Here is a 13275-nt window from a genome sequence, read left to right on the forward strand (position 1 = left end):
AGGACCACCGACTAGCCGCGTTCCACCCGAGGAGCTCCCCATGTCCATCGCACCCACGGCCTACCGGGTCGAGACCCACGCCCCAGCGCTCGACGTCAGCGTCGTCCCCGTGACGGAGCTGTCGGTGGGCGACCTCGTGTTCGACACGGAGGGCATCGCCCACGCCCTGGTGTCGGTGGAGGTGGGGATGAACTCCACGGTCTGGATCCAGCGCGTCGACCTGCCCTACGTCGAGCACGTCACCGGGGCGATCCTCGTCGCCCGCGCCGCGTCGGAGCCGGGTGCTCGCCCCCGCTGGACGAGCGCGCTCGCCGGCTGAAATCCGTAGCGATCTCCGTAACTCCCCGGATGTCGCGACACCACCGAGGGACGACGCTGGAGCGAGGTCCAGCAGCAAGGACAAGGAGGTGAAGGTCATGGACGACTCCCAGGCACCGCGCAGCGACGACGCGTCCGCCCCGGGGCGGCGGGGTGCCGCCCGTGACTACATCCGGTTCGTCGCGCTGGGCGACTCGGCCTCGTGCGGCGTCGGAGACGCGACGCCCGACGGATGGCGCGGCTGGGCCAGGATCCTCGCCGACTCGATGGCGACGGACCACTACGTCTCCTTCTGCAAGCTCGCCGTCCCCGGCGCCACGGTGGCCGACGTCCGGCGGCGGCAGCTGGCGGACGCCCTCGACCACCGCCCGGTGCTGGCCTCGCTGGTGGTCGGCATCAACGACGTCTTCCGCTCCACGTGGGACCCCGAGCAGATCCGACGGGACCTGCTGTTCTGCGCGGGGGAGCTGGCCCGCCAGGGCACCCTGCTGGTGACGGTGAGGTTCCACGACCACGCGCGCGTCCTGGGTCTGCCGGAGGTCCTGGCGCGTCCCGTGCGGCGCCGCATCGAGGTCCTCAACGAGATCTACGACGAGGTGCACGAGAGGTACGGCGTGCTTCGGCTCGACCTGTCCGCCGACCAGGACATCTACTCGCGGGACCTCTGGGCCGCCGACCGGATGCACCCCTCCGAGCTGGGCCACCGACGGCTCGCGCGGCTCGCCGGTGAGCTGCTCGTCGAGGAGGGCCTGCGGTTCGGCCTTCCCTCGATGGCCTGCACGGGCGAGCCCCCGAGGCGCCGGGACCTGGCCCGCACCCTGGTCGCCGACGTCGCCCCCTGGTTGGGCCGCCGGGTCCGGGACCTCGGCCCGTGGTCCATCGGCGAGGCGACCCGTCGCACCCGGGAGCTCCTGCGCCGGGCCGCCACCCGAGGGCCGCTCGACGTCGCCCGGTGGAAGCTCGAGCTCGGATGACCTGCTCGCGGCCGCGCGTCAGTCGGCCTCTTCGCGCGTCCGCTGCGGCAGCAACCCGGAACGTCGTGGCGTCTCGTTGAGGACTAGGAAGGTCCGGATGCCGGCGATGCCGGGAACACGGCGCAGGTCCTCCTGAAGGAAGGCCCGCAGGTGGTCGGCGTCGCGGAAGCGGGTCAGCAGGACCATGTCGAACTCGCCGGCCAGGTCTGCGGCGAACTCCACCTCCGGCATCTCCTCGAAGGTGGCGGCGAACTCCGTCCATCGCCAGAACTTCTCCGTGCTCGCCCGCAGCAGCACGAGCGCGGCGAGGGACAGGCCGACCTTGTACGGGTCGACCGCGACGGTCAGGCTCTGGATGACGCCGGCCTCGCGGAGCTGGGCCAACCGGGCATAGGCCGTGCCCCGGGACACCCGTGCCGCCTTGCACAGCGTCTCGACCGGCGCCCGAGCATCGGCCTGGAGGGCGCCGAGCAGAGCCAGGTCGATGTCGTCGACCGCAACCTTCGCCATGACGTTCCTCCTCGAGGTCGAACCGGTCGCCGCACCTGACGATATCTCGATAATGCCGGACTGCTTCGACGCAGACCACGACCACGCGCGCGATCTGTCCAGGCAAGAGGGCCTTCCGATCGAAGTCGTCCAGCAGATGGCGGTCAGGCTGGATCCGCCCTGACCCGCCGCACTAGCGTTCCGCCGTGGTTCCTGCCGTTCGCCGCCGGGTGGGGCCGGCCCACCCTGCACCCCACCACCGCACCACCGGGAGAAGGACATGACCCAGACACCGCCGTACCAGGTCACCGACCCGGCCACCGGGCAGGTGGCCGACCGCTTTCCGTTTGCCAGTGATGCAGACGTCGAGGCAGCGCTGACCGCCTCCTTCGAGGCCTTCGAGGCCTGGCGGGCCCGCCCGGTCGAGGAGCGTGCGGCGATCGTCGGGCGGGTGGGCGTGCTGTTCACCGAACGCGCCTCCGAGCTGGGCGCGCTGGTCACGCGCGAGATGGGCAAGCGGCCCTCCTCTGCGCGCGGCGAGGCCGCGTACTGCTCCACGATCTTCGACTACTACGCCGCCCACGGCCCGGCGCTGCTGGCCGACCAGCCGCTGCCCGGCCGCGACGGCGCCCGCATCGAGCACCTCCCGATGGGCCCGCTGCTGGGCGTCATGCCGTGGAACTACCCGTACTCGCAGGTCGCCCGGTTCGCCGCCCCGAACCTGCTGGCCGGCAACACCATCCTGGTCAAGCACGCCGAGAACTGCCCAACGTCGGCGCTGGCCATCGCCGAGCTGATGCGGGACGCCGGCGTCCCCGAGGGCGTCTACCTCAACCTCTTCGCCACCCACGAGCAGGTCGCCACCATGATCGCCGACCCCCGCGTCCGGGGTGTCTCGCTCACCGGCTCCGAACGGGCCGGTGCTGCGGTCGCGGAGGCCGCCGGGCGGCACCTGAAGAAGGTCGTCCTCGAGCTCGGCGGCTCCGACCCGTACATCGTGCTCGACGCCGACGACGTGGCCGCCGCCGCCGAGCAGGCCTGGGCGACCCGGGTCGCCAACGTCGGCCAGGCCTGCAACTCCAACAAGCGGATGATCGTCATGGACGACATCTACGACGACTTCGTGGCCACGCTCGTCAAGCAGGCCTCGGCGATGACCCCGCGGGGTCCGGGTGACGACTCCGACACGGCCTACTCCCCGATGGTGTCCCGCCGGGCGGCCGAGACGCTGCTTGCCCAGGTCCAGGACGCCGTCGCCCAGGGCGCCACGCTGCACGTCGGCGGCGAGCTGGTCTCCGAGCACGGCGCCTACTTCGCGCCCGCGGTCCTCACCGACGTCACGCCCCAGATGCGGGCCTACCGCGAGGACGCTTCGGCCCGGTCGCCGTGGTGTACCGGGTCGGCAGTGACGACGAAGCGGTGGCGCTGGCCAACGCGGTCGACCTCGGTCTCGGGGGCTCGGTCTGGAGCACCGACGAGCAGCGCGCCGCCCGCGTCGCCGCGCGGCTCGAGGTCGGCATGGCCGCGGTCAACACCCCCACCCCATCGGGCCCCGACCTGCCCTTCGGCGGCATCAAGCGCTCCGGCTTCGGCCGCGAGCTCGGCCCGCTCGGCATCCACGAGTTCGTCAACAGACGCCTGTTCTACGTCCAGGCGCGATGACCGCCGTCATCGAGAGCCGAACGCCCGAAAGGAAACTCCGCATGTCCTACGTCCACCAGCCCGCCACGGTCGTCACGGGGGCCCTCGAGCCCAGGGGCCAGCGCCCCGGCGCCGACAGCGGCGACCCCCAGATCTCGTCGCTGGCCTTCGACACGCCGGGTGACGTCCGGGTCGGCATCTGGGAGTGCGAGCCGGGCGGGTGGCCGGTCGTCGACCGCGCCGACACCGAGACCTGCTACATCCTCAGTGGCCGGGCGACCATCACCGACGGCGAGACCGGGCACCGCTACGAGATCTCCGCCGGGGACGTCGTCGTGCAGCCGCGCGGCTGGTCGGGGCGCTGGGACGTCACCGAGACCATCCGGAAGGTCTACAGCATCGGCGTACCGGCCGGCGACGCCTGAGGGGAGTCGGCCGGCGTGCGCCCACGGGCGTACGCCGGCCGGGCTGCGTCCCGGCGCGTCAGCGACCCTGCTGGTCGAGCACCCAAGCGCTCGCCTGCGTCCGGGAGGTGAACCCGAGCTTGGTGAGGATGTGCTCGACGTGGGTCTCGGCGGTCCGCGGTGCGATGACGAGCCGGGCCGCGATCTCCTTGTTGCTCAGGCCCTCGGCGAGTAGCTGGGCGATCTCCCACTCCCGGCGGGTCAGGCCGCCGGGGGTGGCCGTCCGCGGCGCCGGGCCGCGCACCGAGCCCCGGTCGGAGGCAGCCCGGGACAGCGCCAGGGCCACCACCTGGTCCATGGAGTACGCCGCGCCCTGCGCGAACGCCGCGTCGAAACGCCGGTCACCGATGGCCGACCGCACCTGCTCCTGCGCGCGCCGGCCGAGGTCTCGGTAGATCGCCTGCGAGAAGTTCCCACCGATCGCCCGCCAGACGGCTTCCGCCGCCCCTGTCAGGAGCGCCGCGTGCTCGTCGGGGGAGGTGGACGCGGCACACCACGCGAGAGCCTCGACGCAGACGCTCAGCCCGTCGAGGTTCTCCATGGGCTGGAACAGCCGGACGCCGTCGCGCAGCGAACGGGCCGCGTCCTCGTGCCGACCGGCACGCCACTGCGCCAGACCGAGGCCCCAGAGGGACCACCCCTTCGACGAGTCGGCCTCGTGCTGTTCGGCCAGCCGCAGGGACTCGCGGCCGAGGTCCTCGGCCCGGGGGTCCCCGAGGAACATCAGGGCCAGCGTGTGGAGGTTCAGGATCCGCCACTCGTCCCTCGTCGCGCCCAGTCGTCGGGCATCGGCGCGCGCGGCCTCGAGGAACGGCACGGCTTCGGCCGGGTGTCCGCTGTGCAGCCGCACGTGTCCTTCGCACTGCTTGACCCGGCTGGCCAGCAGCTCGTCACCGAGCAGGTCGGCGAGGTGGCCGGCCTCGGCGAGCAGGGCTCGGGCCCGGTCGAACTCGCTCAGGTGGATGGCCAGGTTGCTCGTCGCGAACAGCGCGTACCCCCGGCTGTGCGTCGGCTCGGGCGCGCGCTCCAGGCCCCGGAGCAGGTAGCGGTACCCCTCCTGGAGGTGGCCGGCGTGCCAGAAGGGCCACAGCGCGGCGGCGATGTCGAGGGCCGCCGACGCCTCCCCGGGTTCGGTGAGACAGAAGTCCAGCGCCGTGCGGACGTTGCCGTGCTCCCGGCCCATCCGGACGTACCACTCGGCCTGGCGGGGGGTGAGGAACTCCGTGGCGAACGCGTTCGCCAGCCGTCGGTAGTGCTCTCGGTGGCGCAGGCGGATCGCGCGGGCCTGCGGTGGGGACAGCCGTCGAGCCCCGTACTCCCGGATCGTCTCCAGCATCCGGTACCACGCGGCGCCCCGTTCCAGGTCGTGCTCCCGACCGACGATCGACTTGTCCACGAGGCCCGCCAGGGCCGGGAGCACGTCCGCCCGGTCGAGGCCGTCTCCCGCGCAGACCTCCTCGGCCGCCTGCAGGTCGAAGCCACCCGTGAAGACGGACAGGCGGGTCCACAGGAGCTGCTCGTCCGGCGAGCACAGGTCGAAGCTCCACGCGACGGCCGTCTCCAGCGCCCGCTGCCGGGCCGGGACGGCGCGGCGTGCGCTCGTGAGCAGCTGGAAGCGGTCGTCGAGCCGGTCCAGCACCTCCGCCGGCGACAGAGCCCGCAGCCACACCGCGGCGAGCTCGAGTGCGAGCGGTAGTCCGTCCAGCCGCCGGCAGAGCTCGACCACCCCGTCCCGGTTCTCGTCGGTGACCCGGAAACCGGGATCGACAGCAGTGGCCCGGTCGGCGAGCAGGGCGACCGCTTCGTACTGCCTGGCGTCGCCGCCCCGACCGTCGACCTCTCCGGGGGTGGCGAGTGGCGGGATGGCAAGGACCTGTTCGCCCTCGACGCCGAGGACGTGCCGACTGGTCGCCAGGACGTGGAGCGCCGGTGCCGCGGCGAGCAGCTTGCCGACGACGACGGCGCACGCCTCGGTCAGGTGCTCGCAGTTGTCGAGGACCAGGAGCAGCTGCTTGTCCTGGAGGTGGTCGGCCAGGTCGGCGAGCGGCGCCTCGGAGACGTTGTGCAGGCCCAGGGCGCTCGCGACCGTGTGCGGCAGCAGCTGCGGTTCGTTCAGCGCCGCCAGCTCGACGAACCAGACGCCGTCGGGGAAGGCACGCCGCACGCCCCCGGCCGTCCTCAGGGCGAGGCGGGTCTTGCCGACGCCGCCCATCCCGGTCAGCGTCAGCAGTCGGCTGGTGGCGAGCAGGCGCCGGATCTCGACGAGCTGGTGACGCCGGCCGACGAAGCTGGTCAGCTCCGCGGGCAGGGCGTTGCGGGGCTCCGCCTTCACCATCGTCATGCCCATGGACTCCGTTCGACGACCCCGGGGGTGGCCTGCTCCCCCGAGCCTGCGGCCCGGTCAGGGTCCTGTCAATGGAGCCACACTCGCCTGCGTCCGCGCGCGACATCCGGCCGGTTGCCGGACCGGGAGCAGCAACCTCGGGTGTGCTGTCGCCGGTCAGGCGCGGGAGAGCTTCTCGACCCAGTCGGCGGGCCACGGGGAGGTCGTGGCCCGGCCCGACCCGTCCCGGTCCAGGTGCACGGTGACGTAGCGCCCCCGCGCCGCGCGCGTGCGCGGCGCGCCCTCGAAGGCCTCACCCCAGACCTCGAAGGAGAAGGTCATCGAGGTGGTGCCCAGCTCGGTGACGGCAAGGGTCGTCGTGACCTCCTGCCCGAAGAACAGCGGCGCCTCGAAGTCCGCCTCGTAGCGGACCCTGGGGGCCACGGGGAAGTAGCCGTCGAGGCCGCGGTCGCGCACCAGCGCGGCCTCGACGGTCTCGACCAGCCGCACCACCGTGCTGTTGTGGTAGATCCCGGCCGCGTCGGTGTCGATCCACTCGATCCGCGACCGCACGGACGCGTGGGCGAGCGGGCGGCCGTTCACACCGACACGACGTCTTCCGCGGGAGTGGCCGCAGGGGCACCGGGGCGCCACCGGAGGTGCACGTCGTCCGAACCCGCGTCGCGCAGCAGTGCGAGCCGGGGCGGGATCTTGTCGGTGCGCGACGTCGGCGGACGGCGCCGACCCGCCTTCCACGGCGTCGGCCACTCCGCGGCGGGCCCGACGTACCCCTGTTCGGCTGCGGCGTGCAGGGTCCACTGCGGGTCGTAGAGGTGCGTGCGTCCGAGGGCGCAGAGGTCGGCGCGGCCGGCGAGCAGGATGGAGTTGACGTCGTCGTAGGAGGAGATGGCCCCGACGGCGATGACGGCCACACCGGCCGGGCGCGCCACCTCGTGACGGATCCGGTCCGCGAACGGCGTCTGGTAGGACCGCCCGAACGCCGGCTTCTCCTCCTTGGTGACCTGCCCGGACGACACGTCGATGGCGGCCGCACCGTGCTCGATGAAGGCGCGCGCGATTTGGACCGCGTCGTGCTCGGTGTTGCCGTCCGGCGCCCAGTCCGTCGCGGAGATGCGGACCGTGACCGGGACGCTCGCCGGCACGGCACCGCGCACCGCGTCGAACACCTCGAGGGGGAACCGCAGCCGGTTCTCCGGCGTGCCGCCGTAGTCGTCGGTCCGCAGGTTGGAGATGGGGGACAGGAACGAGGAGAGCAGGTAGCCGTGCGCCGCGTGCACCTCGACGAGGTCGAACCCGGCCTCCACACCGCGACGGGCGGCGTCCCGGAACTCGCTGACGACGCGGTCCATGTCCGCCCGGGTCATCTCGCGCGGCACGTGGCAACCCTCGCCGTAGGGCAGCGCCGAGGGGCCGACGACCTCCCAGTTGCCTTCTCCGAGTGGCTCGTCCATGCCCTCCCACATGAGCCTGGTGGAGCCCTTGCGCCCGGAGTGGCCCAGCTGCAGGCCGATCCGGGCCGTGCTGTGCTCGTGGACGAACGCGGTCACCCGCGCCCACGCGTCGCGTTGCTCGTCGGACCACAGTCCCGGGCAGCCCGGCGTGATGCGACCTTCGGGGGACACGCACGTCATCTCGGACATGACGAGCCCGGCACCGCCGAGCGCCTTGGAGCCCAGGTGCACGAGGTGGAACTCGCCCGGGACCCCGTCGACGGCGGAGTACATGTCCATGGGGGACAGGACGATCCGGTTCTTCAGCTCGAGAGCGCCGATCCGCGTCGGCTGGAACATCGCCGGCGCCTCCTCGCCCGAGCCGCTGCGCCGGGCGAAGCCGGCCTCGATGCGCCGGGCGAACTCCGCGTCCCGGTCCTTGAGGTTCTCGAAGGTGATCCGCCGCGACCGCGTGAGCAGGTTGAACGTGAACTCGTCGGTGTCCTGGCCGGCGTACATCCCGATGTTCTCGAACCACTCGAGGCTCGCCTGCGCCGCCCGCTGGGTCGACTCGACGACGGGCTTGCGCTCCACCTGGTAGGCGGCGAGGGCTTCGGGCACCGAGTCGTGCTCGTGCAGGCAGGCCGCCAGGGCCAGGGCGTCCTCCATGGCGAGCTTGGTCCCCGAACCGATGGAGAAGTGGGCCGTGTGCGCCGCGTCGCCGAGCAGGACGACGTTCTCGTCGTGCCAGCGGTCGTTGCGCACCGTCGTGAAGCTCAGCCACTTGGAGTTGTTGGTGAGGATGCGGTGGCCGCGGAGGTCCTCGGCGAAGATCTCCGCCACGCGCCCGACCGCGTAGTCGTCGGAGACCCCGGGCGGGAGCACCTCCTCCTCGGTGCGGTCGAAACCGGCTCGGCGCCAGACGTCCTCGTGCATCTCCACGATGAACGTCGATCCCTGGTCGGAGTAGGGGTAGCCGTGGATCTGCATCGTCCCCCACTGCGTGTTGCGGACGATGAACTGGAACGCCTCGAACACCAGGTCGGTGCCGAACCAGATGTACTTGTTGTGGCGCCGGTCCAGGCTCGGACCGAAGGCGTCGGCGTACCGCGTCCGCACCTGCGAGTTGAGCCCGTCGGCGGCGACGACGAGGTCGTACTGCGCCCGGAGCAGGTCCGCGTCGGGTGCCTCGGTGCGGTAGTGCACCTGCACGCCGAGCTCGGCCACCCGCGCCTGGAGGATGCGGAGCAGCTCCTTGCGGCTCATCGCCGCGAACCCCTGGCCGCCGATCGTCGAGGGGACGCCGTCGACCGACACGTCGATGTCGGTCCATCGGGCGAACCGGCGTTCCATCGCGCGGTAGATCGCGGTGTCGGCGCTCTCGATGCCACCGAGGGTCTCGTCGGAGAACACGACCCCGAAGCCGAAGGTGTCGTCGGGGGCGTTGCGCTCCCACACGTTCACCTCGTGGCCGGCGTCCAGCTGCTTCATCAGGGCGGCCAGGTACAGGCCACCCGGGCCCCCACCGACGATCGCGACTCTCATGACGACATCTCCTTGACCAGCTCACGCAGCTTGTAGTGCTGGAGCTTGCCGCTGGTGTTGCGGGGCAGCTGCTCGACGAAGCGCACTCGGCGCGGGTACTTGTACGGGGCGAGGGTCGCCTTGACGAACTCCTGGATCTCGCGCGCCTTGGCCTCGTCGCCGACGACCCCCTCGCGGAGCACGACGAAGGCGCTGACCACCGAGCCGCGTTCGGGGTCCGGCTCGCCCACGACACCGGTCTCGACGACATCGGGATGGGCGTCGATCGCCTCCTCCACCTCCGGCGCGCCGATGTTGTAGCCGGAGGACACGATCATGCTGTCGGTGCGTGCGCGGTAGAAGAAGTAGCCGTCCTCGTCCTCGACGAAGGTGTCACCGGTGACGTTCCAGCCGTCCACGACGTAGGCGTACTGTCGGTCGTCGTCGAGGTAGCGGCAGCCGACGGGGCCGATGACGGCCAGGCGGCCCTCGGTGCCCGGGGGAACCGGCGTCGAGTCGGGGCCGAGGATCGTGGCACGGTAGCCGGGGACCGGTCGACCGGTGCTCCCGGGCCGCATCTCGCCCTCCGGGGCGGAGATGAAGATGTGCAGCATCTCGGTCGCGCCGATGCCGTCGATGACCGACAGCCCGAGCTCGGAACGGATCCTCTGCCAGACCTCCTGGGGGAGGTGCTCGCCGGCGCTGACGGCCTTGCGCAGCCCGGCCAGCCTCGCCAGGTGGCCGCCCCTGATGATCTGCTTGTACGCCGTGGGCGCGGTCGCGAGGACGGTCACGCCGTGCTGCTCGACGACCTCCGCGAGCTGGACGGGCGTCGTGCTCTCGGTGAGCAGGGCACAGGCGCCGGCCCGGAGGGTGAAGACGACGAGCATGCCCAGGCCGAAGGTGAAGGCGAAGGGAGCCGTGCAGGCGACGACGTCGTCCGGCTCCAGGCGCAGGATGTGGCGTCCGAACGTGTTGTCGATGGACAGGAGGTCACGGTGGAAGTGCATCGTGACCTTCGGCACGCCGGTGCTGCCGGAGGTCGGCCCGAGGAGCGCGACGTCGTCGGCCGCCGTGTCCACGCCTCGGTACTCGCCCGGCTTGGACGCGACGCGTCGGGTCAGGTCGGCGTCGGTGTCGCCGCCGTAGGGGACGACGACGAGGCCGCCCGCCACGGTGTCGCGCACCGTCTCGACCTCCTCGGTGAACCGGTGGTCGACGAGGGCGACCACCGGTCGGGTCTTCTCCACGATGGGGCCGAGCTCGCGGGCCCGCAGGGCGGCCATCGTCGTGACGACCACGCCACCGGCCTTGAGGGTCCCCAGCCACGCCGCGACGGTCCACGGGTTGTTCGGCGAGCGGAGCAGGACGCGGTTGCCCGGCTCCAGCCCGAGGTCCTCGGTGAGCACCGCCGCGACCTGGTTGGCGCGCCGCTGCAGGTCGCCGTAGGTCCACACCGTGCCGTCGGTGGCGCGCACTGCGGGGCGGTCGGCGCCGTGACGGTCCACGGCCGCGTCGAGCAGCTCGGTCGCGGCGTTGAGGCGCGCCGGGTACTGCAGCTCGGGGGTGGTGAACTCCAGCGTCGGCCACAGCCCGTCGGGCGGCAGGTGGTCGCGGGCGAAGGTGTCGGTGTACGCGCTCGGTTCCAGGGCGGGTCGGGCGGAGTTGGGCATCAGTGGCTCCCTCTGTTGGCGCGGATCATGCCCTCCTGGACGACGGTCGCCAGGTGCTCGCCGTCCGGCGTGAAGAAGCGACCGAGGCCGACGCCGCGCCCGGCGTCGGCCGAGACGGCCTCCTGCGCGTAGAGCAGCCAGCCGTCGAGCACCCCCGGCTCCGGCTGGCGGTGGAACCACATGGCGTGGTCGAGGCTGGCGGTCACGAGGCCGGGCTTCGCCCACTGCAGGTCGAGCACGCGCAGGACCGGCTCGAGGATCGTGTAGTCGCAGACGTAGGCGATGGCGGCGAGGTCGCGCTGGGCGTCGGTGAGGCCGTCGACCGGGCGCAGGGCATCGAACGGTCGCACCCACAGGGCCTGGTGCGGTACCCGGCCGCCGTCGACCCGCAGGTAGACCGGGCCCGGCACGTGGCGCATGTCGAAGCTGCGCCCGCCCGACCAGTACTCCTTGGACTCTGCCGTCATCGTGGAGCCGTCCCCGGGGTCGTGCCCGGCCAGGTAGTCCGCCGAGGTGGGCAGCGACTCGGGTCCCGGGACGGCGGCTACCGGGGCGGCCGCGTAGCGACCTCCGTCCTCGCCGGCGGCGAAGCCGGCGAGGCCCACGTACGCGGGCCTGCCGTTCTGGAAGGCCCGCACGTGGCGGGTCGCGTAGCCGCGCCCGTCGCGCAGCACCTCCACCTCGTACGTCACCGGCGCGGCGATGTCGACGGGCCGCATGAAGTAGCTGTGCATCGAGTGCATGACCTTGCCGTCGGTGACGCTCAGCATCGCGGCGGCCGCTGCCTGCGCGACCATGTCGCCGCCGTAGGCCTTGGGCCACGGGCAGGGCTGGGTGGTGGCGCTCCAGGCCAGGTCGAAGTGCTCGGCGGCGGTGGGCGTCAGGGCCAGGGCCGCCGTGAGGGTCTCCGAGGTCGGCCCGCTCACGGACGGTCCACCCAGTGCCGCAGCTCGGCATCGGCGACCTGCGGGAGGTTGACGACGATGTTCTCGGGGGTGCGTGCCGTCATCCACGTCAGGGGGTTGTTGCGGTCGAGGTTGCACTCGACGTGCGGCATGAACGGCGGCACGAAGACCCAGTCGCCCTCTTCCATGTCGATGTAGTCCTCGAAGCGCTCGCCGAAGTAGATGCGGGCGCGGCCGGACAGCACGTAGCCGCCGGTCTCGGCCTCCCCGTGGTGGTGCGGCACGGACCGGTACCCGGGGTCGTTGCTGACCTTGCCGAACCACAGGCGCGTCGCCGGCGTGTGCTGGATGCTGACGCCGGAGACTCGCGTGGCGCCGCTGGACTGGCCGGTGTCGCCCACCTCGTGCCCGCCCCGCGTGACGACCGGCACGACCAGTCCGTTCGCATCCGCGTAGATCGAGTTGTCGCCGACGAGCTGGTACTTGCTGAGGTCGGGCTCCATGATGGGTCTCCTTGTGTCAGAGGTCGTTCCGTGGGAGGGGATCAGTCGAGGGGTGGTCCGACGCGGACGACGTTGCGCAGCAGGCCGATCCCCTCGATCTCCGTCTCGAGGACGTCGCCGTCACCGAGGAAGCGCTGCGGGTCGCGGCTGACGCCGACGCCGCCGGGGGTGCCGGTGAGGACGAGGTCACCGGGGCGCAGGACGGTGAAGCGGGAGATGTAGGAGACGAGCTCGGCGGCGTCGAACAGCAGGGTCGCCGTGCTGTCGCGCTGGACCTCCTCGCCGTTGACGCGGCACGTGATGGTGAGGCCGTCGGCCGGGTCGAGCTCGTCGGCGGTGACGAGCACCGGCCCGACGGGCGTCGAGCGGTCCCACGCCTTGCCCTGGAACCACTGCAGCGTGCGGTACTGCCAGTCGCGCACGGAGACGTCGTTGGCCACGGTGTAGCCGGCGACGGCCGCCACGGCCGTGGCCCGGTCCGCGTTGCGGACCTCCGCCCCGACGACGACCGCGAGCTCGGCCTCCCAGTCGACCTGGGTGCCGGGTGCGATGACGACGTCGTCGGTCGGCCCGACGAGGCTGTCGGCGTACTTGGCGAACAGGGTGGGGTGCCGCGGCAGCTCGCGACCGGTCTCGAGGATGTGCTCGCGGTAGTTGAGGCCGCAGCAGACCACCTTGGCCGGCCGTGGCAGTGGTGTCACCGGCCGAGCGTCCGGCAGCGGCGCACCGAGCGGCTGCCCCTGCCCGAGGGTGCCGCCGGTGGAGAGGAGCTCGGACAGGTCCCGGGCGGGCAGCGCGCGCCAGCCGTCTGCCGTGTACGCCGCGGCGTGCGTGGTGCCTCGGTGGGCGACGGTGCCGAACTGCATATAGCGAGATTGTCACGGTCGTCGAAAAAGATCAATAGGTGGTCTATCCTGAGGTCGCCGCCCCGCCGTGGTGGCAGGCCGGCGCCCGAGAGCCGCGGCGCCACCACCGTTCGACGACCAGCGACTGCCCGACCCTGGAGGTCC

Annotated in this window: 12 protein-coding genes and 1 pseudogene; 5 read left to right on the forward strand and 8 right to left on the reverse strand. The window is 72.2% G+C overall.

The genetic code is table 11. From position 1 onward, the window contains the following. Positions 1–40 precede the first annotated feature (40 nt). Together AC1VM9_RS11140 and AC1VM9_RS11145 are read left to right on the forward strand one after the other, a co-directional pair. Positions 41–319: a hypothetical protein gene (locus AC1VM9_RS11140; RefSeq protein WP_481343477.1), complete on the forward strand. Its 279-nt coding sequence runs from the start codon at positions 41–43 to the stop codon at positions 317–319. A 97-nt stretch (positions 320–416) separates the two neighbouring features. Next, positions 417–1292, forward strand: a complete 876-nt coding sequence (locus tag AC1VM9_RS11145; RefSeq protein WP_483122675.1) for an SGNH/GDSL hydrolase family protein — start codon at positions 417–419, stop codon at positions 1290–1292. A gap of 18 nt (positions 1293–1310) precedes the next feature. Here AC1VM9_RS11145 and AC1VM9_RS11150 read toward each other — a convergent pair whose 3' ends face one another. Further along, positions 1311–1802 (reverse strand): Lrp/AsnC family transcriptional regulator, encoded by a 492-nt coding sequence (locus tag AC1VM9_RS11150; protein ID WP_481346184.1) that lies wholly within the window; start codon positions 1800–1802, stop codon positions 1311–1313. On the opposite strand from AC1VM9_RS11150, the gene AC1VM9_RS11155 reads away from it, so the two are divergent. The 3 genes and pseudogenes from AC1VM9_RS11155 to AC1VM9_RS11165 all read left to right on the forward strand — a co-directional run bounded on the left by AC1VM9_RS11155 (position 1801) and on the right by AC1VM9_RS11165 (position 3847). Then, on the forward strand, positions 1801–1965 hold the full coding sequence (locus AC1VM9_RS11155; RefSeq protein ID WP_483122676.1) for a hypothetical protein: 165 nt from the start codon (positions 1801–1803) through the stop codon (positions 1963–1965). The two genes, AC1VM9_RS11150 and AC1VM9_RS11155, sit on opposite strands and share 2 nt — an antisense overlap. A 96-nt stretch (positions 1966–2061) precedes the next feature. After that, positions 2062–3443 (forward strand): annotated as a pseudogene (locus AC1VM9_RS11160) (NAD-dependent succinate-semialdehyde dehydrogenase). Between the two features lie 41 nt (positions 3444–3484). Next, the gene (locus tag AC1VM9_RS11165) at positions 3485–3847 is read left to right on the forward strand and encodes a cupin domain-containing protein (protein ID WP_481343472.1); all 363 of its coding nucleotides are present in this window, start codon (positions 3485–3487) and stop codon (positions 3845–3847) included. A gap of 58 nt (positions 3848–3905) precedes the next feature. Here AC1VM9_RS11165 and AC1VM9_RS11170 read toward each other — a convergent pair whose 3' ends face one another. The 7 genes from AC1VM9_RS11170 to AC1VM9_RS11200 all read right to left on the reverse strand — a co-directional run bounded on the left by AC1VM9_RS11170 (position 3906) and on the right by AC1VM9_RS11200 (position 13131). Beyond that, the gene (locus AC1VM9_RS11170; protein ID WP_483122678.1) at positions 3906–6227 is read right to left on the reverse strand and encodes an ATP-binding protein; all 2322 of its coding nucleotides are present in this window, start codon (positions 6225–6227) and stop codon (positions 3906–3908) included. A gap of 159 nt (positions 6228–6386) precedes the next feature. Next, positions 6387–6812 carry an acyl-CoA thioesterase gene (locus tag AC1VM9_RS11175; RefSeq protein WP_481346181.1) on the reverse strand — a complete coding sequence of 142 codons (426 nt, stop codon included), beginning with the start codon at positions 6810–6812 and terminating at the stop codon, positions 6387–6389. Then, entirely contained in the window at positions 6809–9205 is a 2397-nt protein-coding gene (locus AC1VM9_RS11180) for a bifunctional salicylyl-CoA 5-hydroxylase/oxidoreductase (RefSeq protein ID WP_483122679.1), read from the reverse strand. The genes AC1VM9_RS11175 and AC1VM9_RS11180 overlap by 4 nt, the downstream gene beginning before the upstream one ends. After that, a complete protein-coding gene (locus AC1VM9_RS11185; RefSeq protein WP_483122680.1) occupies positions 9202–10857 on the reverse strand; it encodes an AMP-binding protein in 1656 nt (551 codons plus the stop codon). The genes AC1VM9_RS11180 and AC1VM9_RS11185 overlap by 4 nt, the downstream gene beginning before the upstream one ends. Next, entirely contained in the window at positions 10857–11783 is a 927-nt protein-coding gene (locus AC1VM9_RS11190) for an acyl-CoA thioesterase (RefSeq protein ID WP_483122682.1), read from the reverse strand. The genes AC1VM9_RS11185 and AC1VM9_RS11190 overlap by 1 nt, the downstream gene beginning before the upstream one ends. Beyond that, positions 11780–12265, reverse strand: a complete 486-nt coding sequence (locus AC1VM9_RS11195) for a cupin domain-containing protein (protein ID WP_481343513.1) — start codon at positions 12263–12265, stop codon at positions 11780–11782. Before AC1VM9_RS11195 ends, AC1VM9_RS11190 begins: the two co-directional genes overlap by 4 nt. A 41-nt stretch (positions 12266–12306) precedes the next feature. After that, the gene (locus AC1VM9_RS11200) at positions 12307–13131 is read right to left on the reverse strand and encodes a fumarylacetoacetate hydrolase family protein (RefSeq protein WP_483122683.1); all 825 of its coding nucleotides are present in this window, start codon (positions 13129–13131) and stop codon (positions 12307–12309) included. Positions 13132–13275: the final 144 nt, after the last annotated feature.

This window comes from Monashia sp. HAY1-11D, assembly GCF_056868035.1.

Coding starts and splice junctions, on each gene's coding strand:
- AC1VM9_RS11180 (WP_483122679.1), bottom strand. CDS start 9,205: ATGAGAGTCGCGATCGTCGGTGGGGGCCCGGGTGGCCTGTACCTGGCC.
- AC1VM9_RS11140 (WP_481343477.1), top strand. CDS start 41: ATGTCCATCGCACCCACGGCCTACCGGGTCGAGACCCACGCCCCAGCG.
- AC1VM9_RS11170 (WP_483122678.1), bottom strand. CDS start 6,227: ATGACGATGGTGAAGGCGGAGCCCCGCAACGCCCTGCCCGCGGAGCTG.
- AC1VM9_RS11150 (WP_481346184.1), bottom strand. CDS start 1,802: ATGGCGAAGGTTGCGGTCGACGACATCGACCTGGCTCTGCTCGGCGCC.
- AC1VM9_RS11145 (WP_483122675.1), top strand. CDS start 417: ATGGACGACTCCCAGGCACCGCGCAGCGACGACGCGTCCGCCCCGGGG.
- AC1VM9_RS11185 (WP_483122680.1), bottom strand. CDS start 10,857: ATGCCCAACTCCGCCCGACCCGCCCTGGAACCGAGCGCGTACACCGAC.
- AC1VM9_RS11155 (WP_483122676.1), top strand. CDS start 1,801: ATGACGTTCCTCCTCGAGGTCGAACCGGTCGCCGCACCTGACGATATC.
- AC1VM9_RS11195 (WP_481343513.1), bottom strand. CDS start 12,265: ATGGAGCCCGACCTCAGCAAGTACCAGCTCGTCGGCGACAACTCGATC.
- AC1VM9_RS11165 (WP_481343472.1), top strand. CDS start 3,485: ATGTCCTACGTCCACCAGCCCGCCACGGTCGTCACGGGGGCCCTCGAG.
- AC1VM9_RS11200 (WP_483122683.1), bottom strand. CDS start 13,131: ATGCAGTTCGGCACCGTCGCCCACCGAGGCACCACGCACGCCGCGGCG.